The sequence below is a fragment of the Halomonas sp. I1 genome (assembly GCF_032334135.1).
Taxonomy (GTDB): domain Bacteria; phylum Pseudomonadota; class Gammaproteobacteria; order Pseudomonadales; family Halomonadaceae; genus Halomonas.
Genome location: NZ_JAVXUS010000006.1, coordinates 85,542 through 111,369 on the forward strand (window position 1 = coordinate 85,542; position 25,828 = coordinate 111,369).

A 25,828-nucleotide genomic window follows, 5' to 3' on the forward strand; every position below is an offset into this window, starting at 1 on the left:
CGGGATCAAGCGTGAGCGATGGTGTCAGCCCAGGCGGCGGCGTCGACTTCGACCAGCAGGGGACCGTCGGCCGGCCGGGAGGCCAGGGCATGGGCCAGGTCGTTAGGGGTGTCGACTCGCGTGGCGGCGCAGCCGAAGCCCGCCGCCAGCGTCTGGAAATCCGGTGAGCGGAGGTCCACGCCCAGTCGCTCGACGCCGGCATCGTCCATGAAACGGCGAATCTCCTCGTAGCCCTGGTTATTCCACAGCAGGATCACCAGCGGCAGCCGCTCTTCCACGGCGCAGGCCAGTTCGGGGAGGGTGAACATGATGCCGCCGTCGCCGACCAGCGAGACGACCGGCAGGTCGGGACGGGCGAGTTGTGCGCCCATCGCCGCCGGCAGGCCGTAGCCGAGGGTGCCGTAGCCGGTGGAGGCGTTGAAGAAGCGCCGGGGTGCGGGCTGGGCGACCAGGTGATTGGCGGCATAGGTGGTGGCGCAGGAGTCGCCGACCAGGATCGCCTCGGGCAGCACCTCGGCCAGCGTGGCGAACAGCGGCACATAGTCGGCGAAGGCGGGATCCCGGGGCAGGTCGAGGGCATCCAGGGCGTCACGGGTACGCTCTGTACCCCGGCGCTCGAGTCGTTCCGGGGCGTGGGTCACCAGGGCGTTCAAGGCCAGGCCGGCGTCGGCGCAGATGGCCAGGGCGGCGTGCTGGTTGCGGGCCAGTTGCTCGGGGTCGATATCGATGCGGATCAGTCGGCCGGAGAGCTTGAACCCATCGTCGAACACCACGTCGTAGTCGGTTTCGCCGAGCTCGGTGCCGACGGCGAGTATCACATCGGCGTCGTTGGCCAGGCGGCGCACCGCCGGCAGCGAGGCATTGGCGCCGAGGTCCAGGGGATGGTCGCGGCCCAGCAGGCCCTTGGCATTGATGGTGGTGACGGTAGGGGCATCGAGGCCCTCGACCAGGCGACGGGCCGCGCCGGGAGCGTCCACGCAGCCGCCACCCAGCAGCACCAGCGGCCGTTCGGCCTCGCGCAGCCAGGCGGCGGCTTCCCGGATGGCGGTGGCACCGGGCGCCGGGGGCGTCGGGTGCAGGCGTTGCCAATGCGCCGGGGGTGTCACCGGGGCATCGAAGAGGTCGATGGGGATCTCGATATGCACCGGGCCGGGCCGGCGGCTCTCGAACACCGCGAAGGCCCGCGCCAGGGCTTCCGGCAGTCCCTCGGGATCGAGCAGGGTATGGCTGAAGCGCGAGACGCCGGCCAGCAATTGCTGCTGGCTCGGCAGCTCGTGGAGCCGCCCCTGACCGCGCCCCAGGGTGTCGCGACGATTGACGCTGGAGATCACCAGCATGGGCACCGAATCGGCCAGTGCCTGACCCATGGCGGTGGCGATGTTGGTCATCCCCGGCCCGGTGATGATGAAACAGACCCCGGGCTTGCCGGTGGCCCGGGCATAGCCGTCGGCCATGAAGCCGGCGCCCTGTTCGTGGCGCGGTGTGATGTGGCGCAGGCCGCTGTCGTGCAGGCCGCGGTAGAGTTCCACGGTGTGCACGCCCGGGATGCCGAAGATGGTATCCGCCTGGTAGGTGTCGCGCAGCAGGCGGATCAGCAGCTCGGCGCAGGTCATGTCGTGTCGGTCGGTGTCATTCATGAACAGGCTCCTCAGCCGACCAGCCAGTGGCCCATGACCACGATGATCGGCAGGGTGATGGCGGTACGCAGCAGGAAGATGACCACCAGCTCCCAGAGCTTGAGCGGAATCCTGGATTTCAGCAGCAGGGCGCCGATCTCGGACATGTAGATCAACTGGGTCAGTGACAGGCAGGCGATCACGAAGCGGGTCAGTTCGCTCTCGATGTCGCTGGCCAGCACCGCCGGCAGGAACATGTCGGCGAAGCCTACCAGGGTGGCCGGCGCGGCGGCCGCGGCTTCGGGCACACGCATCCACTCGAGGATCGGCACCATGGGATACGACAGCCAGGTGAACAGCGGCGTGAACTCGGCGAACACCAGGGCCACCGTGCCGATGGCGATCACCAGCGGCAGCAGGCCGAAGAAGATGTCGGCGACGTTGAACAGGGCCCGACGCAGGAGCTGGCGTGCCCCCGGTGCCTTCTCCGCCCGGGCGACGGCCATGCCGAGGCTGTAGCGCAGCAGGCCGGCGGAGCCGGTACGTTCCTCGGCGATCTGGCAACCCGCCGGTTCGTAGTAGGTGTTCGGCTTGCGTGACAGCGGCGGCAGGCGCGGCACGATTACCGCGGCGACCAGGCCGGCCACCACGACCGTCAGGTAGAAGGGAATGAAGAGGTGGTTGATGCCGATGAAACTGGTCACCAGCAGGGCGAAGGCGATGGAGACGATCGAGAAGTTGGTGGCGATCGCCGAGGCTTCACGCCGGTTGTAGTAGCCCTGTTCGTATTGCTGGGTGGTGATCAGCACGCCCACGGTGCCCGAGCCCATCCAGGAGGCGGTGGCGTCGATGGCGCTGCGGCCCGGCAGGCCGAAAATCTTGCGAAAGGGCGTGCGGACTAGGCTGCCGATGAACTCCATGAAGCCGAAGTCGACCAGGAAAGGCAGCAGCAGAGCGGCAAAGAAGAAGAAAGTCAGCAGGACCGGCGCCAGGTCGTTGAGCATCACCCCGCCGGTGAAGGAGGCGGTGATCACGTTCGGCCCGACCTGGAAGAAGGTCATCAACGCGAAGAGGGCGCCCAGCAGGCGCATCGCCATCCATAGTGGCGCCACGTCGAACAGTTCTCCCAGGGCGTTATCGCGGGCCCAGCCGGGCTTGGCGAACTTGACCAGCAGCGTCAGCAGCGCCGAAGCGCACAACACGACCGTCGCGATGGCGGGCAGGGAATCGCCGAGCATCGCCTTGAGGCCGTCGGCGAGCAGCCCCATGCCGATGTTGATGGTGTCGCCCGTCGAGAAGGGTACCAGGAACATGCCGATGCCGATCAAGGAGGGCACGAGGAACTTGAGCAGGCCGGCCTTGCCGATGGGGGCGCCGCCCGTCGCGGTATTCGGTGTGGAGTCGAGAGAGGAGGACATGGTGAAACCCTGTTTAGCGTTGTAATGGGATGCCCGGCCGGTGGGCCGGGCAATAATAGTCGGGTGTCAGTCGCGATGCTGGACGCCGGGCAGCACGCACAGCATCTCGTAGAGCAGGGTGGCGCCCATCAGTGCGGTGTTGCCGCTGGTGTCGTAGGGCGGGGCGACCTCGACGAGATCGCCGCCGACCACGTTGAGCCCCTGGGCGCCACGGACGATCTCGAGGCCCTGCTGGGCGGTCAGGCCGCCCATCTCCACGGTGCCGGTGCCCGGTGCCACCGAGGGGTCCAGGCCGTCGATATCGAAGGAGATGTAGACCGGGCGGTCGCCCATCTGCTCGCGAACTTCGGCCATCAGGGGCGCCAGTGACTTGTACCAGCACTCCTCGGCGGTGACGACGCGGAACCCCTGGTCGCGGCACCAGTCGAAATCGTCGGCCGCATAGCCGGTGCCGCGCAGGCCGATCTGGACGACGCGGTTGCTGTCCAGCAGACCTTCTTCCTGGGCACGGCGGAAGGGGCAGCCGTGAGCGACCTCTTCGCCGAACATCTGCTCGTTGATGTCGGCGTGGGCATCGATATGAATCAGCCCGACCGGGCCGTGCTTCTTGGCGATGGCGCGCAGCACGGGCCAGGTCAGGGTGTGGTCGCCGCCCAGGGTCAGGGGCACGCAGTCCTGGGCGAGCACGGCGTCATAGTGGCGCGTGATGATGTCGAGATTCTTGGGCAGGTTGAAGGTGTTGATCGGCACATCGCCGATATCGGCCACCTGCAGGCTGTCGAAGGGGGCGGCGCGGGTGGCCATGTTGTAGGGGCGCAGCATGCGCGATTCGTCGCGGATCTGGCGCGGTCCCAGGCGAGTGCCGGGACGGTTCGAGGTGCCGATGTCCATGGGGATGCCGAGAAAGGCGGCATCGAGGCCGGTGGCGTCGTCCTGAGTGGGCAGACGCATCATGGTGGAAGGGCCGCCGAAGCGCGGCATCTCGTTACCGCCGAGGGGCTGGTTGAAATCGCTCATGGTGGGCTTCCCGAGTCGTGGTGATTGTCTCCCGGTCCAAGCAGGAAGTGTGCCATAACGTTATTTTCCGTTTTTTCAGTTGGTTAGCGAATCTGTTGATTCAGTCGTGAATCGCTTTGGGCGGCTGGGTGATACACTTATGGATCAATGATCCAGAAATGAATCGATACCATGAGCGAGCTTGACTCCTTGACCCTGCGCACCATCATCGAAACCGCCCACGATCACTTCTTCGTGGTCGAGGCCGATGGACGAATACGCGATGTCAGTCCGGCAGCGGCGGCGGTATACGGCATGTCTCGCGAGGACCTCTGCCGCACCACGGTCCAGGCGCTGGAAGCCGAGGGGGTGCTGCGGCCCTCGGTCAGTCTGGAGGTGATGCGCACCGGCGAGCCGGCTCAGGTGGCGCAGATAACCAGCACGGGGCGTCGGGTCATCGCCCAGGCGCACCCGGTGTTCGATGCCGGCAAGCTTGTCGCCGTGGTCAGTCGCTCGATGGACCTCACCGACCTGCAGTTGCTGCAGGAGGAATATGCGCTGCTGCAGCGGCGCTTCAACGAACACCTGAGACGGGGTGGCGGTGAAGAGGCCGGCGCCGAGCTCGAACTGGCGGACCTGGAGGCTCGCAGCGGCCTGATGCGCGAGGTCGCGCTGTTGCTCAAGCGGGTGGCGCCGACGGATGCCACGGTGTTGATGCTCGGCGAGTCGGGCGTCGGCAAGACCGCCTTCGCGCGGCAGCTGCATCGCTGGAGTCCACGGCAGGCGGGGCCCTTCGTCGATGTCAACTGCGGGGCGATCCCCGAGAGTCTGTTCGAATCCGAGATGTTCGGCTATCGGCAGGGGGCCTTCAGTGGCGCCGCGCCGGGTGGCAAGGCGGGACTGATGGAGCAGGCCGAGGGCGGCACCCTGTTCCTGGATGAGGTCGGCGAGCTGCCGTTGCCGATGCAGGCCAAGCTGCTCAAGGTGATCCAGGACGGCTTCATCACGCGGCTCGGCGACACGCGAGCGAGGCGCGTCGACTTCCGCCTGGTGGTGGCCACCAACCAGGATCTGGCGCGTAGCGTCGAGGCCGGCCGATTCCGGCTGGATCTCTATTATCGTCTCAACGTCATTCCCGTGACCCTGCCGCCGTTGCGGGAGCGCCGCGAGGATATTCCCGGGCTGGTCGAGCGACACTTGCAGCGCCTCAACACGCGCTATGGTCGCGACAAGATCATCGCCCGGGATGCCTGGCAGATGTTGATGGGCCGGGAGTGGCCCGGCAACGTGCGCGAGCTCGAGAACTGGCTGGAACGGGCCTGGCTTTCGGCGAGGGAGGATGTGATTCGCCCTCGGCAAGAGGTCGAACAGACAGGGGGTGTCGAGCGAGTCGTGGCGCCGGCGGAGGAGGCCTCTTCCAGACGCCGTGGCCTTGCCGAGGGGGAGACGCTCCAGAATGCCCTGGCTCGCACCGAGCGGGATATCCTGGCCGGACTCTGTCGCGAGGCGGCTTCGACTTATGCCATCGCCGAGCGCCTCGGCATCAGCCAGCCCAGCGTGGTGAGAAAGCTGCGGCGGCATGGGTTGCGCATCGAGCGTTCGCGTTGATAGGGGATTCTTGACCCGTCAATTTATCATGATAAATTGACGGTGATGCTCGATCCCTGACCCAACAAGGACAACGACATGAGCCTACAAGAGCAGACGCTGCGCGAACGCAAGCCGTGGTACCGGACCGTTCCGGATCCCATGGTGCTGATCTTCCTCATCCTGGTCGCCACCTATGTGCTGACCTTCTTCATTCCCGCCGGCGAGTTCGAGCGTGTCATGCGTGACGGCCGTACCGCCGTGGTGCCGGATTCCTTTCAGTATCTGAAGGATGTGGCGTCGATCCATCCCTTCGATATCTTCGTGGCGATTCCCAAGGGGCTGATTTCGGCCTCGCAGTATCTGTTCATCGTCTTCATCGCCGGCGGACTGTTTCACATCCTGCAGAAGAGCGGAGCCCTGGAGAACGCCATCGGGGTGGCCGTGCGCCGCGTCGGCGTCGAACGGCGCAACGTCATCATCACCGTGGGTACCTTCATCTATGGTTTCTTCGGCGTCGCTGTAGGCTTCGAGAACAATATTGCCCTGGTGCCCATTGCCGTGCTGATTGCCAGTGCGATCGGCTGCTCGAGTCTGGTGGGAACGGCCATGGCGGTGGGCGGTATCGGCATCGGTTTCGCGCTGTCGCCGATCAACCCCTATACCGTGGGCGTGGCCCAGGGCATCGCCGAGCTGCCGACCTTCTCCGGTGCCTGGCTGCGCACCTTGTTGGTGGTGACGTCGCTGGCGCTGCTCTCGCTGTATATCTGCAAGCGCGTCACGCGCATGGACTTCGAGGAGTCGCCGCATGCCGAGACGTTGAGCAAGCACCTGAGTGACTATCGCATGAGCCGCCGCGACTGGCTCACCCTGGGCGTGTTCGTCGGTGGCCTGGTGGCCATGCTGTTCGGTGTCTTCATGTCCGGCTGGTACATCAATGAGATCGCCGGCATCTTTCTGCTGCTGGCGATCGTCATCGGTGCCATCAATGGCCTCGGGGCCAATGGCATCGTCAAGCAGATGATGGAAGGCGCGGCCGGTGTGACCGCCGGCGCCCTGGTGATCGGCGTGGCGGCATCCATTCAGGTGATTCTCGAGCAGGCCCAGATCATCGATACCATCGTCAACTCGCTGAGCAGCCTGATCGAGGGGATCCCGATCATGTTCGCGGCGGTCATGGCGAGCGTGGTGCAGGGCGTGATCAACCTCTTCGTGCCTTCCGGGTCGGGGCAGGCCCTGGTAACCATGCCGATCCTGGTGCCGGTGGCCGATCTGGTGGGCATGAGCCGCCAGTTGATGATCACCGCCTTCCAGGTCGGCGACGGCCTGACCAACCTGATCGTGCCGACCTCCGGTGGCACCCTGGCCATGCTGGCGCTGGGGCGGGTGTCCTATGCGCAGTGGCTCAAGGCCATCATGCCCTTCATGGCGCTGGTCTATCTGCTGTGCTGGGGCGGGCTGATCATCGGTCACCTGGCGGGCTACTGAGCATGACCCTGTCGCTGCTGCATGTGCATCCCGAGACCGGCACCGTGGCAAGCCTTGCCGCCACTGGCAGCGTGGCGGTGGGGGGCTACGTCAACCACTGCTGGCGGGGGCTCGGCGCCTGCGCCACCCAGGGCCTGGCGACCAATCCCTGGTACCCCGGGGGCGTCAGGCGTGGCCTCGAGCGCGGGATGACGGCGCAGCAGGCGCTTGATGATGTCATCGTCGCGGATGCCGGCGCAGCTCGGCGGCAGTGTCTGGTGATGGATGCCGCCGGTCGGGCGGCGCTGCACACCGGTACCGACAATCGCCCCGTGGTGGCTGCCACGCTCTATCCCGGGGTGGCTGCCGCCGGCAATATGCTGGCCAATGACGGTGTGGCCGATGCCATGGTGGCGGCCTTCCTGGCGGCCACCTGCGACGATCCCGACGCAGTGATGACGGATGGCGAAATGCCGCGTTTTCGCGAGACGCATGACGCCGAGCTGCTGGCGGCGCTGATCGATGCCCTGGAAGCCGGGCTGGCGGCCGGCGGCGATCATCGCGGCTGTCGATCCGCCGCCCTGCGCATCGAGTCCTTCACCATGGCCCCGATCGATCTGCGCCTGGACTGGGTAGAGGCGGACCCCGTGGCCGAGCTGCGTGCCCTGGCTCGGCGCGTCGAGGCCGAGGACTTCCAGGTGTTTCTGCGTTCCCTGCCGCATCGTTGATCCCGCGCGTCGGACGGGAACCGCCGCGACCCCGATCCGGAGTGATCGGGGCTGATCTGGAGAGCATATGTCGAAGCACGATCAAGGCGCCCCCCTGGGGCGCGAGTTACTGGCGTGGCTGGATGAAGCCGCCACCCATTCCCTGCCCGGGCCAGGCGTGACGCGTCTGTTCTGCAGCGCGGAGCACCGTGCCGTACTCGAGCGGATCGCCGATTGGATGTGTGATGCCGGGCTCGAGCCGAGCCTGGACGCCTCGGGCAATCTGGTCGGCAGTAGCCCGCGGGCAAAGGCGGGGGAGCGGACGCTGATCCTGGGCTCCCATCAGGATACCGTCGTCGAGGGCGGCAAGTACGACGGCATGCTGGGCGTGGCCCTGCCGCTGATGGCGTTGAAGGTGCTGCGCGAGCGCGGCATCGAGCTGCCCTATGGCGTCCAGGTGGTTGCCTTCGGCGATGAGGAAGGCACGCGCTTCCAGTCGACCCTGATCGGTAGCCGTGCCCTGGCGGGTACCTTCCAGCCGGCGAGCCTGGACGCCAGGGATGCCGATGGCGTGACCCTGGGCGAGGCATTGCGCGATTTCGGTGGTGATCCCGACGCCATCCCGGCCCTGGCCCGCGATCCCGAGCGAGTGCTGGGCTTCTGTGAGGTGCATATCGAGCAGGGGCCGGTGCTGGAGCAGCGGGATCATGCCGTGGGCGTGGTAACGGCGCTGACCGGCATCGAGCGCCATCGGGTCTCGCTCTCCGGCAAGGCGGGGCATGCCGGAACCACCCCGATGCCGGGGCGGCGCGATGCCCTGGTCGGTGCCGCGGAAATGGTGGTGGAAGCCGACCGAGTGCTCAACGCCACCGAGCAACTGGTCGGTGTGGTCGGCAAGCTGGACGTGCGGCCCAACGCCGTGAACGTGATTCCCGCCGAGACGACCTTCACCCTGGAGTTGCGCTCGCCCGACCCCGAGAGGCGACGGGCCGGACGCGAGCAACTGCTCGGCGCCTTCGCCGATATCGCCGAGGCTCGCGGGCTCACGCTCGATATGCAGCAGACCTACAGTGCCGAGGCGGTGGACTGTGCCGACTGGATGATCGAGGCACTGGAAGCGGCCGGCGAGGCAGCCGGCCAGCCCGCCGAACGACTGTTCAGCGGAGCCGGCCATGATGGCCTGGCGATGCACGACCTGACCGATATCGGGATGCTGTTCGTGCGTTGTCGCGATGGCCTGAGTCATCACCCCGACGAGGCCATCACCGCCGAGGATGCCGAGGCGGCCACTCGGGTGATGATGGCCTTCCTGCGCGGGCTCGACGAGCGGGTCTGACGCGCCTCACACCTCGGACAGGAAGTCCCGGCGAACCTGGGCTTCCTGAGCGTTCATCACCGCCTGGGCGGACAGCATGTGCTCGTGCATGATTCGCCTGGCCGCCTCGGCGTCGCCGGCTTCGATGGCATCCAGTACTTCGGCGTGGAAGCGGCAGCCGGTCTGGCCGAGATCATGCGTGGCGGGCTCGTAGAGTCGCCGATAGATGGTCAGGTCCGAAAGCACCTGAGTGGTGAAGCGGATGATGAAACACAGCAGCGGGTTGTCGCCCGACAGCTCGGCTAGCATCAGGTGGAAGTTCAGCGAGTCGAGGTGCTGCTGGCGTTCCTCCTCGTCATCGCGGGCGGTGTCGGCGTAACTTGCCAGGCTGGCGCGCAGCCTGGCCATGTCCTCCGGGCCGACGCGACCGGCCAGCGACGCCGCCAGTTCCGGCTCCAGCGCCAGGCGGATCTGGTAGATATCGCGTATCGAGATGTCCTGAAAGAACAGGTAGTGGCTCAGCAGCGAGATCGCCCTGGCCTCGCTCATGGCACGCACGAAGGCTCCGCCGCCGGGGCCGGTGCGCGTCTCTACCAGCCCCTGGGCCTCCAGCACCCGAGTGCTCTCCCGCACGGTGCCCTTCGATACCTCCAGCCGCTCCATCAATTCCGCTTCACCGGGTAGCCGGTCGCCGGGCTTGAGCTGCTTCTCGACGATCCAGCGCTTGATGGTTTCCGCCACCTGATAGGGGCGCCGCTTGGTGGAACTACCTGCCATGAAGTCTGCCATCTGATGAGCTTCGGGAAGCCAGAGGATAACAGAGCCGAGCGGGGCCTGGGGGCTCCTTGACCGAGGTGACGGTCGTGTCAGGTCAAGGCTGAAGCGGTGTTGATATCTGAATAGGATTTTATGATTCACATGTAAGAATAAATATATTTTAACTAATCATGTGCGGCTCATAAGGTGATCGACACAAGACAACAAGGAGATCCCTCCCATGACCGAGCCCGTTTTCGACAGAGAATACACCGATACCCTGGTGGTCGGTGGCGGTCAGGCCGGCGTGGCCATGAGCGAGCACCTGGGCAACCTGGGGGTGCCGCACCTGGTGCTGGAGCGCGACCGCATCGCCGAGGCCTGGCGCACCCGCCGCTGGGATTCGCTGGTGGCCAACGGGCCGGCCTGGCACGACCGCTTCCCGGGCCTGGCGTTCGACGACGTCGAGGCCGATGACTTCGCCCCCAAGGAGCGCGTGGCGGCCTATTTCGAGGCCTATGCGCGCCAGATCGACGCCCCCATCCGCACCGGCGTGGAGGTCAGGAAGGTCGAGCGCAATGAGGGTCGGCCGGGGTTCACCGTCGAAACGTCTCGGGGGGTGATCGAGGCCCATCGCGTGGTGGCGGCCACCGGGCCCTTCCAGCGCCCGGTGATCCCGCCGATCGCCCCCGAGGACGAGCGCCTCGTGCAGATCCACTCGTCCGAGTACCGCAATCCTCAGCAACTGCCCGAGGGCGCCGTGCTGGTGGTCGGCGCCGGCTCCTCCGGGGTGCAGATCGCCGAGGAGCTGCAGCGCAGCGGCAAGCCGGTCTACCTCTCGGTGGGGCCGCATGACCGTCCGCCGCGCGCCTACCGCGGACGCGATTTCTGCTGGTGGCTGGGCGTGCTCGGCGAGTGGGATGCCGAGGTCATGAAGCCGGGCACCGAGCACGTCACCATCGCCGTGAGCGGCGCCAATGGCGGCAAGACGATCGACTTCCGCGAGCTGGCGCACCAGGGCATGACGTTGGTCGGCCGCACCCAGGCCTTCGCGGACGGCAGGGTCACCTTCGAGGGCGATCTGGCCGACAACCTGGCCCGCGGCGACGCCAACTACCTGGCGATGCTGGATGCCGCGGACGACTATGCCGCCCGCAATGGCCTCGACCTGCCGGAAGAGCCCGAGGCGCGGCGGATCCCGTCCGACCCGGCGTGCGTGGCCGACCCGCTGCGCGAACTGGATCTGAATGATGCCGGCGTGACCGCGATCGTCTGGGCCACCGGCTTTTCAGTGGATTACGGCTGGCTGGACGTCGACGCCTTCGATGACAACGGTCGGCCGCAGCACCAGCGCGGGGTGTCCAGCGAGCCGGGGGTCTACTTCGTGGGCCTGCCCTGGCTGTCGCGCCGCGGCTCCAGCTTCATCTGGGGCGTCTGGCACGACGCCAAGCACATCGCCGACCACATCGCCACCCAGCGCAAGTACCTGGCCTACCACGAGGCCGCCCAGCGCCAGGACGCGCCCGGGGCAGCCGAGTCATCCACCGACGCTACCAGCGCAGAGAGGGTCAACTGATGCCGACGCATACCCGAATCCGCATGTTCAACACCCAGGAGACGTACCCCAACCAGGCGTTGGACAACGACCTCTGCCAGGCGGTGAGGGCGGGCAACACCGTCTATGTCCGCGGCCAGGTGGGCACCGACTTCGAGGGCCGGCTGGTTGGCCTGGGCGACCCGCGAGCTCAGGCCGAGCAGGCCATGAAGAACGTCAAGCAACTGCTCGAGGAGGCCGGCTCCGATCTCGGCCACATCGTCAAGACCACCACCTACATCACCGACCCGCGTTTCCGTGAGCCGGTCTATCGCGAGGTGGGCAACTGGCTCAAGGGCGTCTTCCCGATCTCCACCGGCCTGGTGGTGGCCGGCCTCGCCCAGCCCGAGTGGCTGATGGAGATCGACGTCATCGCCGTCATCCCGAATGCGTCAGACGACAAGGAGGCCAGCTCATGACCTTTTCCATCGCCGGCGTCTGCCGCGAGACCGGCCAGTTCGGCACCGCTATCAGCTCCTCGAGCATCTGCGTGGCCAGCCGCTGTCCCTTCATCGCCCCCGGCAGGGGGGCGGTGCTGACCCAGAACGTGACCAATCCCGAACTCGGCCAGCTGGGCGTGCGGTGGCTCGAGGAGGGGCTGGACGCCGAGAGCGTGCTGGCACGGCTCCGCGAGCACGAAGCGTATCCCGAATGGCGCCAGCTTCAGGTCCTCGACGCCGAGGGGCGCAGTGCGGTGTACAGCGGCGCCGAGACCCTGGGGATCCATGCCACCCGGCAGGGCCGGGACTGCGTGGCCGGCGGCAACATGCTCGCCGACACCGGCGTCATCGACGCCATGGTGGCGGCCTTCGAAGCTCATGATGGCGAGCTGGCCGAGCGCCTGCTGGCCGCCATGGACGCCGGCCTGGCCGCCGGCGGCGAGATGGGGCCGGTGTTCTCGGCGGGGCTCAAGGTCACCGACCGGGCCAGCTGGCCGGTGGTCGACCTGCGGGTCGACTGGCACATCGCACCGCTCACCGAGCTGCGCATGGTCTGGGCGCACTACCTGCCGCAGCGCGACGCCTATGTGCTGCGGGCGGTGCGCCCCGATGACTCGCCGTCCTACGGCGTGCCGGGGGATGAGCGCTGATCGTCGTCCGCTGATGCCGGTCGGCGGCGGCCATGGCCCCATGGCCGCCGTCTTACCTCTTCCCTGACCATCCGGGGTTTCCTCATGTCCCAAGATACCGTCGTCGACCTGCTCGCCGAGCTGGTGGCCTTCGACACCACCAGCCATCGCTCCAACCTGCCGTTGATCGCCTTCATCGAGGCGTACCTGGCCCGCCATGGCGTGGCCTCGCGGCGGGTGGCCGACGCGACCGGCGAGAAGGCCAACCTCTATGCCACCATCGGCCCGGTGGACCGCCCCGGCGTGATGCTCTCCGGGCACACCGATACCGTGCCGGTCACCGGCCAGGCCTGGAACGTCGATCCTTTCTGCCTGACCGCCGAGGGCGAGCGCCTCTACGGCCGCGGCACCGCCGACATGAAGGGTTTCCTGGCCGCGGTGCTGGCCGCGGTGCCGGCGCTGGTCGAGGCCGATCTTGCCGTGCCCGTGCACCTGGCCTTCTCCCACGACGAGGAGGTGGGCTGCGTGGGCGTGCGCACCCTGCTCGCCGACCTGGCCCAGCAGCCGCTGCGTCCGGCGGCCTGCCTGGTCGGCGAGCCGACGTCCATGCGGCCGGCCACCGCCCACAAGGGCAAGCTCGCGGTGCGCCTCCACGTGCGCGGCAAGGCCTGCCACTCCGGCATGGCGCCCGAGGGCGTCAATGCCATTCACGCCGCCGCCCGGCTGGCCACCTGGGTCGAGGAGACGGCCGCCGCCAAGGCCATCCATGGCCCCTTCGACGCACGCTTCGCGATTCCCCACACCACCCTGCAGGTGGGCACCATCCAGGGCGGGGCGGCGCTCAACATCGTGCCCCAGGACTGCCGGCTGGACATCGAGATCCGCAACGTCGCCGAGGAGGATCCCGAGGCGCTGCTCGGCGAGCTGATGGCCGTCGCCGCCTACCTGGCGGCCGAGATGCGCGAGACCTCCCCCGAGGCCGGTATCCGGCTCGAGCGTCTGAGCGAGTATCCCGGGCTGTCGATGGCCGACGACCACGCCCTGGTGGCTTTCATCCTCTCGCTGCTCGACGCGAGCGAGCTGGAGCGCATCGGCTACGGTACCGAGGGCGGGCTCTTCCAGCGCGAGCTGGGTATCCCGACCCTGGTCTGCGGCCCCGGTAGCATGGCCCAGGGCCACCAGCCCGACGAGTTCGTGACCCACGAGCAGTTGGCGCGCTGCGAGGCCTTCCTGGCCCGGCTGATCGAGGCGCTCTCGGGGCCCGAGGCGCGACGGCGCCTGGCCGCCGGCGAGCTGCTGGCCGCCGACCCGGCCTGAGCCCCGTGCCGTGCGTCGAAAGGCGGCGCCACCGTTGCCACGACCGGTCTGCCGGGACGCCCGGCCCCGGCAGCTGATATGCTGAATGTGATCGCCCCGCGCTCGTCGCGGGGCGGACCTCTTTCCCCGGCGGCGGTGGCGAGTCGATGCGTCAATTCACCCTCAAGCAGTTGCGCTACTTCGTGGTGGCCGGCGAGCTGTCCAGCGTCACCCAGGCGGCCCGCAAGCTGCATGTCTCCCAGCCCTCGATCTCGGCGGCCATCCAGCAGATCGAGGAGGTCACCGGCCTGCAGCTGTTCGTGCGCCATCACGCCCAGGGGCTGTCGCTGACGCCCTCGGGCAAGCAGTTGATGCAGCGCTCGCGCCAATTGCTGCGCGATGCCGAGGGCCTGGAGAAGTACGCGCTCTCCTTGGGCGAGGAGATCGGCGGCGAGCTGCGCCTGGTGGCCTTTCCCACCTTCGCGCCGGTGTTCCTGCCCCAGCTGCTGCGCCGCTATGCCGATCGCCACCCCGCGGTGAGCCTCTACTGCGACGAGATGAACCAGGTGGATATCGTCCGCGGGCTGGGGCAGGGCGACTACGAGCTGGCCTTCACCTACGACCTCCAGGTGCCCGACGAGATCGACTTCACGCCGCTGTACCGCTTTCCCCCCTATGCCGTGGTCGCCGCCGACCATCCCCTGAGCGAGCGCGACAGTATCGGGCTCGCCGAACTGGTGGCCTATCCCATGGTGCTGCTCGACTGGCCGCTGAGCCGCGAGTACTTCCTGTCGATCTTCACCCACCACGGCCTGACCCCCGCCGTCTCCCACCGCGCCAAGTCCATGGACATGCTGCGCGGTCTGGTGGCCAACGGCTTCGGGTTCTCGCTGTTCAACACCCCCTTGTCGGCCTTCGAGGCCCTCGACGGCGGCGGGCTCAAGCCGCTGCGGCTCGAGGACGAGGCCCGGCCGCTGTCGATGGGCATCGCCTGCCTGCGTGGGTTGCGGCTCAGCCCCGCGGCCGAGGCGATGCATCGCCTGGCCCGGGATCCCGAGGCCCGGGGCGAGGTCTTCGCCCGCCTCGGCGATGGCCAGGCCGAGCCGGCCGACGCCTGACCGCTCTTCAAGGACGATTCGACGCTGCATGACGCCTGCCAGGGAGGGCTTCCTGGTAGAGGCGCTCGGGTGCGTTGCATAGGAAATCATGATGCTGTTGTTCGAGTAAAAATATTTTAATTAACCAAAAGCCCGGGGCTATCGTGACATCACGGTCGTGAGAGAGGCCGAGACGACCCGACAACAATGACACTGACAACGGAGACCCTCCCGATGGCGGCACATGATCTGTCCTTCTGGCGAGACCTGCGCTCCCGGCTGACCCTGCCGGATGGGGCCTTCATCGACGGCCGGCGCGTCCAGGCCGGCGATGGCGAGACCCTGACCACCTGGAACCCGGCTACCGGCGAGGCCCTGACCGAGGTGGCGGCCTGCGGCGTCGACGACGTGGAGCGCGCGGTCGCCGCGGCTCGGCGCAGCTTCGAGGCCGGCGACTGGTCGCGGGCCGCACCGGCCCACCGCAAGGCGGTGCTGCAACGCCTGGCGGCGCTGATGATGGAGCACCAGGAAGAGCTCGCCCTGCTCGAGACCCTGGACACCGGCAAGCCGATCCGCGATGCCTTCGAGCTCGACATCCCCGGCGCGGCCGGCTGCTTCGGCTGGTACGCCGAGGCCACCGACAAGCTCTACGGCGAGGTGGCGCCCACCGACGGCGACAACCTGGCCACCATCACCCGCGAGCCGGTCGGCGTGGTGGCCGCGGTGATCCCCTGGAACTTCCCCCTCGACATCACCGCCTGGAAGCTGGCCCCGGCGCTGGCCGCCGGCAACAGCGTGATCCTCAAGCCCGCCGAGCAGTCGCCGCTCACCGCACTGCGCCTGGCCCAGCTGGCCACGCAGGCGGGCATCCCCGACGGCGTCTTCAACGTGCTGCCGGGCCACGGCCACGTCACCGGCGAGGCTCTGGGCCTGCATGCGGACGTGGACTGCCTGACCTTCACCGGCTCCACGGCGACCGGCAAGCGCTTCCTGGAGTATGCCGCCCGCTCGAACATGAAGCAGGTGTGGCTGGAGTGCGGCGGCAAGAGCCCCAATGTGGTGTTCGCCGACAGCGACCTGGAGGCCGCGGCGAAGACCGCGGTGCAAGGCATCTACTTCAACCAGGGCGAGGTGTGTTCGGCGAACTCGCGGATCCTGGTCCAGCGCGACGCCAAGGACGCCTTCGTCGAGCGCTTCGTGGCCGCCGCCTCCGAGCTGGTGGTCGGCGACCCGCTGGACCCGGCCACCGATGTCGGCTCGCTGATCGACGCCGGTCACGCCGGTAAGGTGCGCGGCTACATCTCGCTGGGCCTGGAGGAGGGCGCCCGCCTGGCGCTGGGCGAGGCACCCGGGGGCGAGGAGCAGGGCGCCTTCGTGTCGCCGACGCTGTTCGAGGGCGTGACCCCGCAGATGACCATCGCCCGGGAAGAGATCTTCGGCCCGGTAGCGGTGCTGATCGAGTTCGCCGATGAGGACGAGGCGGTGGCCATCGCCAACGATTCCATCTACGGCCTGGCCGCCTCGGTGTGGACCGAGAACCTGTCGCGGGCGCACCGCATCTCGCGTCGTTTGCGGGCGGGCACCGTCTCGGTGAACACCGTGGACGCCATCGACTTCACCACGCCCTTCGGCGGCTACAAGCAGTCCGGCTTCGGTCGCGACCTGTCGCTGCACGCCCTGGACAAGTTCACCCAGCTCAAGACCACCTGGGTGCGCCTCTGAGTTGCCCCTGATCACGTTCGCTGGCGTCTCGCCGGCGGGCGAATGACCCCACAACAACAAGAGGGTTGAACAATGCAAGATGCCATGTCCAAACCGGCGGCGGTGGCGACCGCTGCCGGCAAGAAGGCGCGCGGCGTCCTGGGGCTCAAGTCCCTGATGGCCGTCGCGGTCGGCCTGGTGGTGTCCCAGGGCGTCATGGTGCTGATGCTCCAGGGCGTCGGGATCGCCGGGCCCGCCTTCATCGTCCCCCTGGCGATCGCCTGGGTGCTGGCGCTGTGCTATGCGGCGTCCTTCTCCGAACTGGCCCTGCTGGTGCCCCGGGCGGGCAGCCTGAGCGCCTATACCGAGGTGGCCCTGGGGCACTTCCCGGCGATCCTCTCGGTATTCTCGGGCTATGTGGTGGTGGCCATGTTCGCGCTGTCCGCCGAACTGCTGCTGGTCAACTTCCTGCTCGGCGTGCTCTACCCGGCGGTGGAGGGCACCCACTACGTGGCCTTCGGCATCCTCGGCGTGTTCACGGCGCTCAACCTGCTGGGCATCGATGTCTTCGCCAAGCTGCAGAACCTGCTGGCCTTCGCCATGGTGGTGGCCCTGACCCTGCTCGGCGTCAGCGCCCTGACCGGCGGCTTCGCCCCCCACGCCTTCCAGGCCACCGAGCTGGCCGCCGGCTTCAACCTGGGCGAGGGCGCCTTCACGCTGATCGCCCTGGCCATCTGGGGCTATGTGGGCGCCGAGTTCGTCTGCCCGCTGGTCGACGACGCGCGCCGCCCGGAACGCTACATCCCGCGCTCCATGTACCTGGGCCTGACGGTGATCTTCGCCGTCTTCGCCCTCTACTGCCTGGGCGCGCTCTTCTATCTTCCGCGCGATGTGCTGATGACCGCCGAGCTGCCGCACCTGGAGTATGCCTCCGCGGCCTTCGGCGGCTCGGGCACCTTCCTGCTGGCCGTGGCGGCGATCACCGCCACCTGCAGCACCGTCAATACCTCGCTGGCCGCCGTGCCGCGCATGCTGCAGGGCATGGCCGAGCAGGGCCAGGCGTTCCCGGTGCTGGGCTGGAAGACCAGGACCACCCGTGCGCCTTGGGTCGCCGTGCTGTTCACCGCCGGCGTCACCGGCCTGCCGCTGCTGATCTGGGGCAACGATGCCGGCACCGTGGGGCTGCTGCTGATCTCCGCGGCCATCGCCTGGCTGATCGCCTACATCATCGCCCACGTCAACGTCATCGCCCTGCGTCTGCGCTATCCCGACGCCGCGCGCCCCTATCGCTCGCCCCTCTATCCGCTGCCGCAGCTGATCGGCATCGCCGGCATGGTCTACGCCATCGTCTATGCCTCGCCGGCCCCGGAACTGACCGCGGAGATCTTCACCAACGCCGGCGTGGTGCTGGGTCTCGTCAGCGTGATCGCCGTGGCCTGGATCAAGCTGGTGATGAAGAAGCCGCTATTCAAGCCCGAACCCCTGAACGAGATCGCCAAGCGCTGATATCCCGCGCGACAGGCAACCCCGGCGAGGCGCCTCGCGCGCCTCCCGACCCCGAAGGAGAACCACAATGACCAGTCAGAACGCATCCGCTCAATTCGACAAGCAGGAAATCTGGCAGAAGGATCGCGATCACTTCATGCACCCCTGGACCGACTTCTCCACCTTCAAGGAGACCGGGTCCATGGTCTTTCACCAGGCCGACGGCGTCTCCCTCCAGGATGCCGACGGCAAGCGCTATCTGGACGGCATCGGCGGCCTGTGGTGCGTGAACATCGGCTACGGTCGCGACGAGATCGCCGACGCCGTCGCCGAGCAGATCCGCGACATTCCCTACTTCTCGACCTTCGGCCACCACACCACCGCCCCGGCGGCGCGCCTGGCCGCCAAGCTTGCCGAGCTGGCGCCGGGCGATCTCAACCACGTCTTCTACGGCTGCGGCGGCTCGGTGGCCAACGACACCGCCGTGCGCATGATCCACTTCTACTTCAACCAGCTCGGCCAGACGAGCAAGAAGCAGATCATCTCGCGCAAGGACGGCTACCACGGCAGCACCTACATGGCGATGTCGATCACCGGGGTCGAGGTCGACCACATCGGCTTCGACATCGATCGGCAGCTGGTGCACCACATCTCCAGCCCCAACCCCTACCGCCGTCCGGAAGGCCAGAGCCTCGAGGCCTTCTGCGATGCCAAGGTCCAGGAGCTGGAGGACAAGATCCTCGAGCTGGGGCCGGACAAGGTGGCGGCCTTCTTCGCCGAGCCGATCATGGGCGCCGGCGGGGTGATCGTGCCGCCCGAGGGCTATCACCAGAAGACCCTGGCGGTGTGCCGCAAGTACGACGTCCTCTACGTCTCCGACGAGGTGGTCACCGCCTTCGGCCGCCTGGGGCACATGTTCGCCTCCGAGGACGAGTTCGGCATCGTCCCGGACATCATCACCTGCGCCAAGGGCCTGACCTCCGGCTACCTGCCGCTGGGGGCGACCATCTTCTCGGACCGCATCTACGAGGTGATCAGCAAGCCCCAGGCCGACGGCGCCATCTTCACCCACGGCTTCACCTACTCCGGCCATCCGGTGAGCTGTGCGGCGGGCCTGAAGAACATCGAGATCATGGAGCGCGAGGGGCTGTGCGAGCACGTCGAGGACGTGGGCGACTACTTCGAGCGCCGCCTCCACGAGCTCGAGGACCTCGAGATCGTGGGCGACGTGCGCGGCCGCAAGTTCATGATGTGCCTCGAGAACGTCGCCGACAAGACGACCAGGGAGCTGATCGCGCCGGACGCCAAGGTCGGCAACCGCATCGCCGATGAGTGTCAGCGGCGCGGCCTGATCGTGCGGCCGCTGGCGCACATGAACATCCTCTCCCCGACGCTGATCCTGACCCGCGAGCACGTCGACTTCGTGGTGGCCACCCTGCGCGAGAGCATCGAGGCCACGACCGCGTCGCTCAAGGCCGACGGCTACCTGCCGCGCTGACCCAACCGCTCGCCTCTCGTGAGGCGAGCGCTCACAACTTTCCCTTATGTTGTTCTCTATTCATTTTCATGAATAGAACGGAAAGGAGATCCCCATGAAAACAGGAATCGTGCTGGAAGAAACCTATTTCTGGTATGACAGCCTTGGTCAGCCCTTTCCTCCCTTCAAGGCGGAACCGGGCGCCAACTATGACCGTCCCGAGGTCAAAAAACGCTTCTATAACCTGCTGAAAAAGAGTGGAATTACCGACTCCCTGGTGTCACTGGCACCCCGGCAGGCCGGTGATGAGGATATTCTCCGGGTTCACTCCGAAGAGTACCTGAGGTGGCTGAAGCAGGAAAACGAAAAAAGCAGTGCCTATGCCGGACCCGGAGCCGTATTTTCTGGCGGCGACTTTGCGATCGCTAGGCTCTCGGCAGGGGGAACGATCACAGCGGTACGTAGCGTCATCGAGGGTCAGGTGGATAATGCCTTCGCCCTGGTTCGCCCGCCGGGCCATCATGCCGAGACCTCAAGGGGGGCTGGTTTCTGCGTGTTGAACAACGTCGCTATGGCGGCCCGTTATGCCCAGTCCGTCAGGAATTTTGCGCGGATTGCCATCGTCGATTGGGATGTTCATCACGGTAACGGCACCCAGGAGATATTCTGGAACGACCCCAGCGTTCTCACCCTGTCCATCCACCAGGACTACTACTTCCTAGAAGATGACTACGGGACTATGGAGCATCGAGGCGGTGGAGAGGGCCATGGCTACAATATCAATGTCCCGTTACCTCCGGGGGCCGGGAATCGTATCTATCAGTCGGTCTTCGACCGAGTAGTGGAGCCGGCGATTAGGAATTTTGCGCCGGATATCATCATCGTGGCATCCGGGCTGGATGCGGGATGCTTCGACCCACTTGGGCGAATGACGTTGACCCCGTCGGGCTTCAAATCGATGACCGAGAGGATGAGGAAGCTGGCAGAGGATGTCTGCGCTGGGCGGTTGGTCTTGTCCCAGGAAGGAGGCTACGACGCTGCCTCGACGCCTTACATGGGGCTGGCCGTTATCGAGGGCCTATCGGGCCTCGACGTGAGAGAGGAAACGCCCTTCGAGCAGTTCGGCGCGACGATGGCCTATGCCAACGAGGTGCTGCCGCACTATGACAAGGTCATCGGCGAAGCCGAAAGGCAGGCGAATGGCGTGAAATAATGGCTTGCTTTCTCTTATCCCAAGACGATACGAACAATAAAGGACAGACATCATGGTTTCCAAAACGAGTTCGTCCATGACTAGTACAGAGCAGTTATCGAAACGTGACGACATTGCTGGCCATCCACAGGGGCTCGTGACGTTAGCGAGTACGGAGCTCTGGGAACGGCTGAGCTTCTACGGCCTTCAGGTCATTCTTGCCTACTATATATATTATGCCGTCACCGATGGCGGTCTGGGGCTTTCCCGATCCGATGCACTTGCCATCATCGGGGCCTACGGCGGTGGCGTCTATCTTACTCAGCCTTTCGGTGCCTGGTTGGCCGATCGGGTTTTCCCGGTTCGTTACGTGGTGCTGGTGAGCGGCGGTTTGGTGATGGCCGGCCATATCACCATCGCCATCGCCCCGCAGTTGGCGGGCCTGCTGTTCGGACTGGGATTGATTGCACTAGGTACGGGCGGGCTGTTTCCCAACGTCATCGCGATGATGGGCCAACTTTACGAAGACAAGTCGTTGAAGCGAGATAGTGGGTTCTCGATCTTCTATACCGGCATCATGATCGGTGCTCTTGTCGGGCCACTCGTCACAGGTTTTCTTCAGGTACGGTTCGGCTTTCATGTGGCGTTTTCCGCCGCGGCGGTGGGGATGGCGATAGGGTTGTTAATCTATACCCTCAGGTGGCGAACGTTACCGAAGAGTGCGGACAGTGTACCCAATCCGCTGACACACCGAGGAAAGGTGAAAGCCTTGATCATTTTTTCTCTGGCCATCGTCGCGTTCTCTTTACTTGTCAAGACCTCCATTGTGACCTTGGCCAACGTGAATATCACCATTCTCGCTGCGATAGCTACTGTCTCGATCGCTTACTTTATCGTCATGCTAAAATCTAGGGCGACAGACAGAGTCGAGCGTCAGAAAGTCTACGCATTCATACCCGTGTACATAGCCGCGATAATGTTCTGGGTGATGGTCCTTCAGCTATTTACCACCTTCGCTGTTTATGCCGACACTCGCGTCGACTTGAGCTTGGGTTTTATGACGATACCTGCAGCCTATATCAGCACGTTCCAAGTCGTTGCAGGGATCCTGGCAGGTCCGTTGCTTGCTGCCGGCTGGCAAAAAATGGGCGTCAAGCAGCCCAGCACCGTCACCAAAATGGCGCTTGGCCTCACCGTTATGGCCGTTGCTTATGCCATCTTCGCCATCATACCGGCGTGGTACGGCAACCTTGTCGGCCTCCTACCCGTCATTCTCGGAATGGTGGTATTCGGCATCGCTGAAGTGATCTTCGCTCCCATCACTTTTTCGGCCGCTACCCAGCTGGCACCTCGCGCCTTCTACTCGCAGATGGCCTCCTTGTCGGGCTTGGCCATCGGCGCGGGGGCCAGCCTGTCCGGCTTCGTTGGTCAGCTTTACGATGCGTCCTACGAGTCGAAGTTCTTTGCCGTGGTCGCGCTGTGCGTTTTAGCGACGGCCCTGATGCTTTTCGTGCTGCGTTCGTGGCTGCAGCGTTGTGGTCTGGAGTGAGACAGGTGTTCTTTACCACAATCTTGAGCTTGGCGAAAACAAGAATGTCATGACGCTGCAGGTAGTAAAAAACCTCATGTTGCGGCTCGAACTCATGGAAAGAGGGGAACGAATGAGGGGGTATATAGTGCACGATCCACGCCAAGACATCCTGTTCTAGTCCGTGAAGATCGAGCCCTCACTGCGAAGAATCGGTTCTATCAGGCAGTCGTACTGCAACTGGGGCGGCTACCGCGACACGTCGTCGGGGACGGGGAAGCGGCGGATCAAGGTCAAGGGCGGCTGGGATGTTATCTTCACTGAGTAGTGTAAGATGCACCACACCTAGGAAATCACGCCTTTCATCGAACTGTGGCTGTAGGAGGACAATAGTACCCTGCAGCTGCGTAAGATGCCCGAGAGGATGAAGGTGTATGGTGCCCTGGCCGGTATCCAACTGGCCTATTCCGGCATCAACGTCCCGAACCTCAATACCAAGGAAGTCCCTCTAGTCCATCGGCCTTGCCGGTCCGGACCGGATCTTCACCAATGAACAGGTTATTACCCGTATTTCGCGTGGGCGTACCATCCGCGAGCTGGTTGGCGGAGTCTTGATCGTCCCTACCCTGTTGACCTTCGTCTGGATCGCGGCCTTTGGCGGTAGCCAGGAACTTCCTCAGACCATCTGGGTCTATGGGGTGTGATCATTGCCTGCATCGCCAGCGCCTTACTGCACGCCGGGGGACTGGAGACGATTTAGACGGCTTCCATCATTACCGAATTCCCCATTGCGATCTTCGTCCTGCTGATGAAGATGCAGTCTGCATCGCTCACTGCGCTGGGAGTCGGTCGCCAGGAGACACGACAGTGCCGGACTGACGAGGAGTTTTCCGAGGCGGCCAATACCGGCTCACAGGGCACTGACAGATCTGATGGTGTCAGTCGCGAACCGGTCTACAAGTAACCCTCCCACAGACGCTTTGTGGTCGGCATGGCGCCTGTGTCACCAGTGCAAGGGGGCCGCTCAGCCAACCCGTTCGCGGGGGACCTGGCGCAGGTGGCTGGCGGTCTTTCCGCCGGGAAGGGCGGCGATCAGATCGGCGGCCGCCAGCAGTCTGGAGAGGTCGATACCCGTTTCGACCCTGCCCCCTTGCAGGGCGTAGAGCAGGTCCTCGGTGGCGGTGTTACCGGTTGCGCCCGGGGCAAAGGGGCATCCTCCGAGTCCGGCGCAGGCGCTGTCCACGGCCGTGGCACCGTGATGGATGGCGAAGAGCGCATTGGCGACCCCCATGCCGAAGGTATCATGGCCATGGAAGGCCCAGGCCAGTCCCTTGTGGGCATGGCGCTCGCGCAGCTGGCTGAAATGGTGGGCTACCTGGTAGGGAGAGGCGCGGCCAGTGGTATCACAGAGTGCCACCTCCATGGGGAGATCGCCGGCGAGTCGGCTGGCCTTGTCGAGCACTTCATCGACCTGGCGCCAGCTGATTGTGCCCTCGAAGGGACAGTCGAAGCAGGTTCCGAGGTCGAGGCGCAGCCGGGTACCTTGGGTCCGGCGTAGGCGCTCGATCACCCTTGCCAGGTCTTCCAGCGACTCGCCGACGCTGCGGCGCACATTGCTACGGTTGTGCGATTCGGACACCGAAACGACGTAGACCACCTCCCGGATACCGCGCTCCAGGGCGAGCTCGACGCCCTTTAGGTTGGGGGCCAGGGACGAAAGCCGAAGTTCCGGGCGGTCGGCGAACGCTGCGAATAACTCTCCGGTATCGGCCATCTGGGGTATGGCGCTGGGACTCACGAAGGAGCCGATCTCCAGACGGGTGATGCCGGCATCCAGCAGCGCGGCAATGCAGCGTTGCTTGTCGGCGGTGGGCAGAGGGTCGTGGATCGACTGAAAGCCGTCGCGCGGTGCGACCTCGACGATCTCCACCTGTGCGGGGGGCATGAAGCTAGTCATCGAAAGGCCTCCTCCTCGGTCGTACCGCTCAGGCGCGGAATGGCGGCGAGGGCATCGATCAGGAACTGCAACCCAAGGGCGGCGAAGCCGACCGGCAGCAACGCATAGGGGTAGACCATGGGCGTGCCCAGCGAGCTCGATACCCGCTCGCCGTATTCCAGGGCCTGCAGAGCCATGATGCCGCCGCGCCACACCAGAATGGCGCAGAACACGGCACCGAGCAGCCCAGTGAGCAGGTCGACGCCGCCACGCAGGCGCGACGGTAGCTTGTCCTTGAAGTAAGTAATACGTATATGAGCATCGTGGCGCTGGGCCTCGGCGGCACCGATCACCGCCAGGTAGACCAGCAGGAAGGAGTTGATCTCCAGGCTCCAGCTGGTCGGTGCGGCAAAGGCATAACGCATGATGGCGTCGTAACAGATCGACACCATCATGAATGCCAACACCGCCTTCGAGGTCCAGTGAAGGACGGCCAGCAGGCCGTCCCAGCCACGGAGGGCAGTCGTGGTCATGCGTGCCTCCTCAGGCCTGGCCCAGGGCCAGGGCGATGGCCCGCTCGCCGACGTCCTGGCCGACTTCGCCCTTCCAGTGATTCCAGACGTCCTTGACGCTGGCGTTGAAGGTTTCGACCTCCTCGGCGCTGGGCTCGATGATTTCGACTCCGGCCTCTTGAACCTGGGGCCAGTACTCGTTGGCGTAGATGTCATCGTTGCAGTGTTTTATGAAGTTCTCGTCGTACCAGTTGATGGCTTGCTCGAGGACGGAGCGGGTCTCGTCATCGAGTCCTTCCCAGGTGTCGCGAAGCATGAAGGGGGCCACTGAGAAGCCGGTCATCGGCAATCGGTAGCAGTACTTCAACTGTTCCTGGAGACTGCGCCCGATGATCGTCGAGATGTTGAATACCCCGGCGTCTACCGTGCCACGCTGCAGGGCCATGTAGGTTTCCGAGGAAGGAATGCGCGTAGCGCCGATGTCGTACGTCTCCAGCGCCTTGGTGGCTTCGAAGCTGACGATGCGGACCTTCTTGCCACGAACTTCCTCCAGGCGTCGAATCGGGCTGGCGGCGGTGCTCCAGATGTACTCTGGTTCGAGAATCCCGCCGCCCGAGGTAAGCAGGTAGAGATTCTCCTTGGCCAGTTCCTCGTTGATCAGATTCATCAACGGGCTGCCCAGTTTCAGGCGTTCCGGATGTCGATAAAGCTCGCCGACCACTCCCGGCAGACCGGTGATCCCCAGGATGGGCACCGAGCGGGTGATGTAGGAGAAGGTATGGAACATGAAGTCGATGCTGCGTGAGCGCAACGCAGGTAACTGCTCATCGGCCTTCAGCAACTGGCCAGAGTCGTAGAAATCCACCGACAGGGCATCGCCGCCGTTTTCCTTGAGCATCTCCACGAAGCGGCTGGAACCGTAGGTCAACGCCTTGTAGGAAGGGGGCAGATAGGTGACGCCGGTCATGGTCGTGGCGGCATGGGCTTGTGGTGCCAGCAGTCCCCGCGTACCGAGTAGAGTGGCGCTGGCGGAAGCGAAGGTGCCGTATTTGAGAACTTGTCGACGAGTCAGGTTCATG

22 protein-coding genes are annotated in these 25,828 nt (G+C 65.5%); 15 read left to right on the plus strand and 7 right to left on the minus strand.

Annotation, left to right across the window (positions count from 1 at the left end; translation table 11 throughout):
• Positions 1 to 5 precede the first annotated feature (5 nt).
• From RSO41_RS09260 to speB, 3 genes are all read right to left on the minus strand, one after another.
• Positions 6 to 1,637: a 5-guanidino-2-oxopentanoate decarboxylase gene (locus RSO41_RS09260; RefSeq protein ID WP_315618810.1), complete on the minus strand. Its 1,632-nt coding sequence runs from the start codon at positions 1,635 to 1,637 to the stop codon at positions 6 to 8.
• A gap of 11 nt (positions 1,638 to 1,648) precedes the next feature.
• Positions 1,649 to 3,034 (minus strand): YjiH family protein, encoded by a 1,386-nt coding sequence (locus RSO41_RS09265; protein ID WP_315618811.1) that lies wholly within the window; start codon positions 3,032 to 3,034, stop codon positions 1,649 to 1,651.
• 66 nt (positions 3,035 to 3,100) lie between these two features.
• Positions 3,101 to 4,051: an agmatinase gene (gene speB, locus RSO41_RS09270; RefSeq protein ID WP_315618812.1), complete on the minus strand. Its 951-nt coding sequence runs from the start codon at positions 4,049 to 4,051 to the stop codon at positions 3,101 to 3,103.
• Positions 4,052 to 4,222: 171 nt separating this feature from the next.
• Here speB and RSO41_RS09275 point away from each other — a divergent pair, with 171 nt between their 5' ends.
• The 4 genes from RSO41_RS09275 to RSO41_RS09290 all read left to right on the plus strand — a co-directional run bounded on the left by RSO41_RS09275 (position 4,223) and on the right by RSO41_RS09290 (position 9,127).
• Positions 4,223 to 5,638: a sigma-54 interaction domain-containing protein gene (locus RSO41_RS09275; RefSeq protein ID WP_315618813.1), complete on the plus strand. Its 1,416-nt coding sequence runs from the start codon at positions 4,223 to 4,225 to the stop codon at positions 5,636 to 5,638.
• Between the two features lie 78 nt (positions 5,639 to 5,716).
• Positions 5,717 to 7,105: a YfcC family protein gene (locus RSO41_RS09280; protein ID WP_315618814.1), complete on the plus strand. Its 1,389-nt coding sequence runs from the start codon at positions 5,717 to 5,719 to the stop codon at positions 7,103 to 7,105.
• A 2-nt stretch (positions 7,106 to 7,107) separates the two neighbouring features.
• Positions 7,108 to 7,812: a DUF1028 domain-containing protein gene (locus RSO41_RS09285; RefSeq protein WP_315618815.1), complete on the plus strand. Its 705-nt coding sequence runs from the start codon at positions 7,108 to 7,110 to the stop codon at positions 7,810 to 7,812.
• 67 nt (positions 7,813 to 7,879) lie between these two features.
• Positions 7,880 to 9,127: a M20 family metallo-hydrolase gene (locus tag RSO41_RS09290; RefSeq protein WP_315618816.1), complete on the plus strand. Its 1,248-nt coding sequence runs from the start codon at positions 7,880 to 7,882 to the stop codon at positions 9,125 to 9,127.
• A gap of 6 nt (positions 9,128 to 9,133) precedes the next feature.
• On the opposite strand, the gene RSO41_RS09295 is transcribed toward RSO41_RS09290, so the two are convergent.
• Entirely contained in the window at positions 9,134 to 9,883 is a 750-nt protein-coding gene (locus tag RSO41_RS09295) for a FadR/GntR family transcriptional regulator (RefSeq protein ID WP_315618817.1), read from the minus strand.
• A gap of 220 nt (positions 9,884 to 10,103) precedes the next feature.
• Between RSO41_RS09295 and RSO41_RS09300 the strand changes: the two genes are divergently transcribed.
• The 11 genes from RSO41_RS09300 (at position 10,104) to RSO41_RS09350 (ending at position 23,005) form a co-directional block, all read left to right on the plus strand.
• A complete protein-coding gene (locus RSO41_RS09300; protein WP_315618818.1) occupies positions 10,104 to 11,438 on the plus strand; it encodes an NAD(P)/FAD-dependent oxidoreductase in 1,335 nt (444 codons plus the stop codon).
• On the plus strand, positions 11,438 to 11,875 hold the full coding sequence (locus tag RSO41_RS09305; RefSeq protein ID WP_315618819.1) for a RidA family protein: 438 nt from the start codon (positions 11,438 to 11,440) through the stop codon (positions 11,873 to 11,875). The genes RSO41_RS09300 and RSO41_RS09305 overlap by 1 nt, the downstream gene beginning before the upstream one ends.
• A complete protein-coding gene (locus tag RSO41_RS09310; RefSeq protein WP_315618820.1) occupies positions 11,872 to 12,546 on the plus strand; it encodes a DUF1028 domain-containing protein in 675 nt (224 codons plus the stop codon). Before RSO41_RS09305 ends, RSO41_RS09310 begins: the two co-directional genes overlap by 4 nt.
• 84 nt (positions 12,547 to 12,630) lie before the next feature.
• The gene (gene argE, locus RSO41_RS09315) at positions 12,631 to 13,842 is read left to right on the plus strand and encodes an acetylornithine deacetylase (RefSeq protein WP_315618821.1); all 1,212 of its coding nucleotides are present in this window, start codon (positions 12,631 to 12,633) and stop codon (positions 13,840 to 13,842) included.
• 146 nt (positions 13,843 to 13,988) lie between these two features.
• Positions 13,989 to 14,939, plus strand: coding sequence for a LysR family transcriptional regulator (locus RSO41_RS09320; RefSeq protein ID WP_315618822.1), 951 nt, complete (start codon positions 13,989 to 13,991; stop codon positions 14,937 to 14,939).
• 213 nt (positions 14,940 to 15,152) lie between these two features.
• Positions 15,153 to 16,640 carry an aldehyde dehydrogenase gene (locus RSO41_RS09325; RefSeq protein WP_315618823.1) on the plus strand — a complete coding sequence of 496 codons (1,488 nt, stop codon included), beginning with the start codon at positions 15,153 to 15,155 and terminating at the stop codon, positions 16,638 to 16,640.
• A gap of 72 nt (positions 16,641 to 16,712) precedes the next feature.
• Complete coding sequence (locus RSO41_RS09330) at positions 16,713 to 18,125, plus strand: APC family permease (RefSeq protein WP_315618824.1); 1,413 nt, start codon at positions 16,713 to 16,715, stop codon at positions 18,123 to 18,125.
• 67 nt (positions 18,126 to 18,192) lie between these two features.
• Positions 18,193 to 19,602 (plus strand): aminotransferase, encoded by a 1,410-nt coding sequence (locus tag RSO41_RS09335; RefSeq protein WP_315618825.1) that lies wholly within the window; start codon positions 18,193 to 18,195, stop codon positions 19,600 to 19,602.
• 94 nt (positions 19,603 to 19,696) lie between these two features.
• Positions 19,697 to 20,794, plus strand: coding sequence for a class II histone deacetylase (locus tag RSO41_RS09340; protein WP_315618826.1), 1,098 nt, complete (start codon positions 19,697 to 19,699; stop codon positions 20,792 to 20,794).
• A gap of 52 nt (positions 20,795 to 20,846) precedes the next feature.
• On the plus strand, positions 20,847 to 22,322 hold the full coding sequence (locus RSO41_RS09345; protein ID WP_315618827.1) for an oligopeptide:H+ symporter: 1,476 nt from the start codon (positions 20,847 to 20,849) through the stop codon (positions 22,320 to 22,322).
• A 548-nt stretch (positions 22,323 to 22,870) separates the two neighbouring features.
• Positions 22,871 to 23,005 (plus strand): BCCT family transporter, encoded by a 135-nt coding sequence (locus tag RSO41_RS09350; protein WP_410000320.1) that lies wholly within the window; start codon positions 22,871 to 22,873, stop codon positions 23,003 to 23,005.
• Positions 23,006 to 23,325: 320 nt separating this feature from the next.
• Here RSO41_RS09350 and RSO41_RS09355 read toward each other — a convergent pair whose 3' ends face one another.
• The 3 genes from RSO41_RS09355 to RSO41_RS09365 are packed head-to-tail and all read right to left on the minus strand — an operon-like array spanning position 23,326 to position 25,827.
• Positions 23,326 to 24,258 (minus strand): hydroxymethylglutaryl-CoA lyase, encoded by a 933-nt coding sequence (locus RSO41_RS09355; RefSeq protein WP_315618828.1) that lies wholly within the window; start codon positions 24,256 to 24,258, stop codon positions 23,326 to 23,328.
• Positions 24,255 to 24,770, minus strand: coding sequence for a TRAP transporter small permease (locus RSO41_RS09360; protein ID WP_315618829.1), 516 nt, complete (start codon positions 24,768 to 24,770; stop codon positions 24,255 to 24,257). Before RSO41_RS09360 ends, RSO41_RS09355 begins: the two co-directional genes overlap by 4 nt.
• A 10-nt stretch (positions 24,771 to 24,780) precedes the next feature.
• Positions 24,781 to 25,827, minus strand: coding sequence for a TRAP transporter substrate-binding protein DctP (locus tag RSO41_RS09365; RefSeq protein ID WP_315618830.1), 1,047 nt, complete (start codon positions 25,825 to 25,827; stop codon positions 24,781 to 24,783).
• Position 25,828 lies beyond the last annotated feature (1 nt).

What these genes read in the sequence shown, in the direction of transcription:
- RSO41_RS09260 (WP_315618810.1), bottom strand. Translation starts at nt 1,637, where the DNA reads ATGAATGACACCGACCGACACGACATGACCTGCGCCGAGCTGCTGATC.
- RSO41_RS09265 (WP_315618811.1), bottom strand. Translation starts at nt 3,034, where the DNA reads ATGTCCTCCTCTCTCGACTCCACACCGAATACCGCGACGGGCGGCGCC.
- speB (WP_315618812.1), bottom strand. Translation starts at nt 4,051, where the DNA reads ATGAGCGATTTCAACCAGCCCCTCGGCGGTAACGAGATGCCGCGCTTC.
- RSO41_RS09275 (WP_315618813.1), top strand. Translation starts at nt 4,223, where the DNA reads ATGAGCGAGCTTGACTCCTTGACCCTGCGCACCATCATCGAAACCGCC.
- RSO41_RS09280 (WP_315618814.1), top strand. Translation starts at nt 5,717, where the DNA reads ATGAGCCTACAAGAGCAGACGCTGCGCGAACGCAAGCCGTGGTACCGG.
- RSO41_RS09285 (WP_315618815.1), top strand. Translation starts at nt 7,108, where the DNA reads ATGACCCTGTCGCTGCTGCATGTGCATCCCGAGACCGGCACCGTGGCA.
- RSO41_RS09290 (WP_315618816.1), top strand. Translation starts at nt 7,880, where the DNA reads ATGTCGAAGCACGATCAAGGCGCCCCCCTGGGGCGCGAGTTACTGGCG.
- RSO41_RS09295 (WP_315618817.1), bottom strand. Translation starts at nt 9,883, where the DNA reads ATGGCAGGTAGTTCCACCAAGCGGCGCCCCTATCAGGTGGCGGAAACC.
- RSO41_RS09300 (WP_315618818.1), top strand. Translation starts at nt 10,104, where the DNA reads ATGACCGAGCCCGTTTTCGACAGAGAATACACCGATACCCTGGTGGTC.
- RSO41_RS09305 (WP_315618819.1), top strand. Translation starts at nt 11,438, where the DNA reads ATGCCGACGCATACCCGAATCCGCATGTTCAACACCCAGGAGACGTAC.
- RSO41_RS09310 (WP_315618820.1), top strand. Translation starts at nt 11,872, where the DNA reads ATGACCTTTTCCATCGCCGGCGTCTGCCGCGAGACCGGCCAGTTCGGC.
- argE (WP_315618821.1), top strand. Translation starts at nt 12,631, where the DNA reads ATGTCCCAAGATACCGTCGTCGACCTGCTCGCCGAGCTGGTGGCCTTC.
- RSO41_RS09320 (WP_315618822.1), top strand. Translation starts at nt 13,989, where the DNA reads ATGCGTCAATTCACCCTCAAGCAGTTGCGCTACTTCGTGGTGGCCGGC.
- RSO41_RS09325 (WP_315618823.1), top strand. Translation starts at nt 15,153, where the DNA reads ATGGCGGCACATGATCTGTCCTTCTGGCGAGACCTGCGCTCCCGGCTG.
- RSO41_RS09330 (WP_315618824.1), top strand. Translation starts at nt 16,713, where the DNA reads ATGCAAGATGCCATGTCCAAACCGGCGGCGGTGGCGACCGCTGCCGGC.
- RSO41_RS09335 (WP_315618825.1), top strand. Translation starts at nt 18,193, where the DNA reads ATGACCAGTCAGAACGCATCCGCTCAATTCGACAAGCAGGAAATCTGG.
- RSO41_RS09340 (WP_315618826.1), top strand. Translation starts at nt 19,697, where the DNA reads ATGAAAACAGGAATCGTGCTGGAAGAAACCTATTTCTGGTATGACAGC.
- RSO41_RS09345 (WP_315618827.1), top strand. Translation starts at nt 20,847, where the DNA reads ATGGTTTCCAAAACGAGTTCGTCCATGACTAGTACAGAGCAGTTATCG.
- RSO41_RS09355 (WP_315618828.1), bottom strand. Translation starts at nt 24,258, where the DNA reads ATGACTAGCTTCATGCCCCCCGCACAGGTGGAGATCGTCGAGGTCGCA.
- RSO41_RS09360 (WP_315618829.1), bottom strand. Translation starts at nt 24,770, where the DNA reads ATGACCACGACTGCCCTCCGTGGCTGGGACGGCCTGCTGGCCGTCCTT.
- RSO41_RS09365 (WP_315618830.1), bottom strand. Translation starts at nt 25,827, where the DNA reads ATGAACCTGACTCGTCGACAAGTTCTCAAATACGGCACCTTCGCTTCC.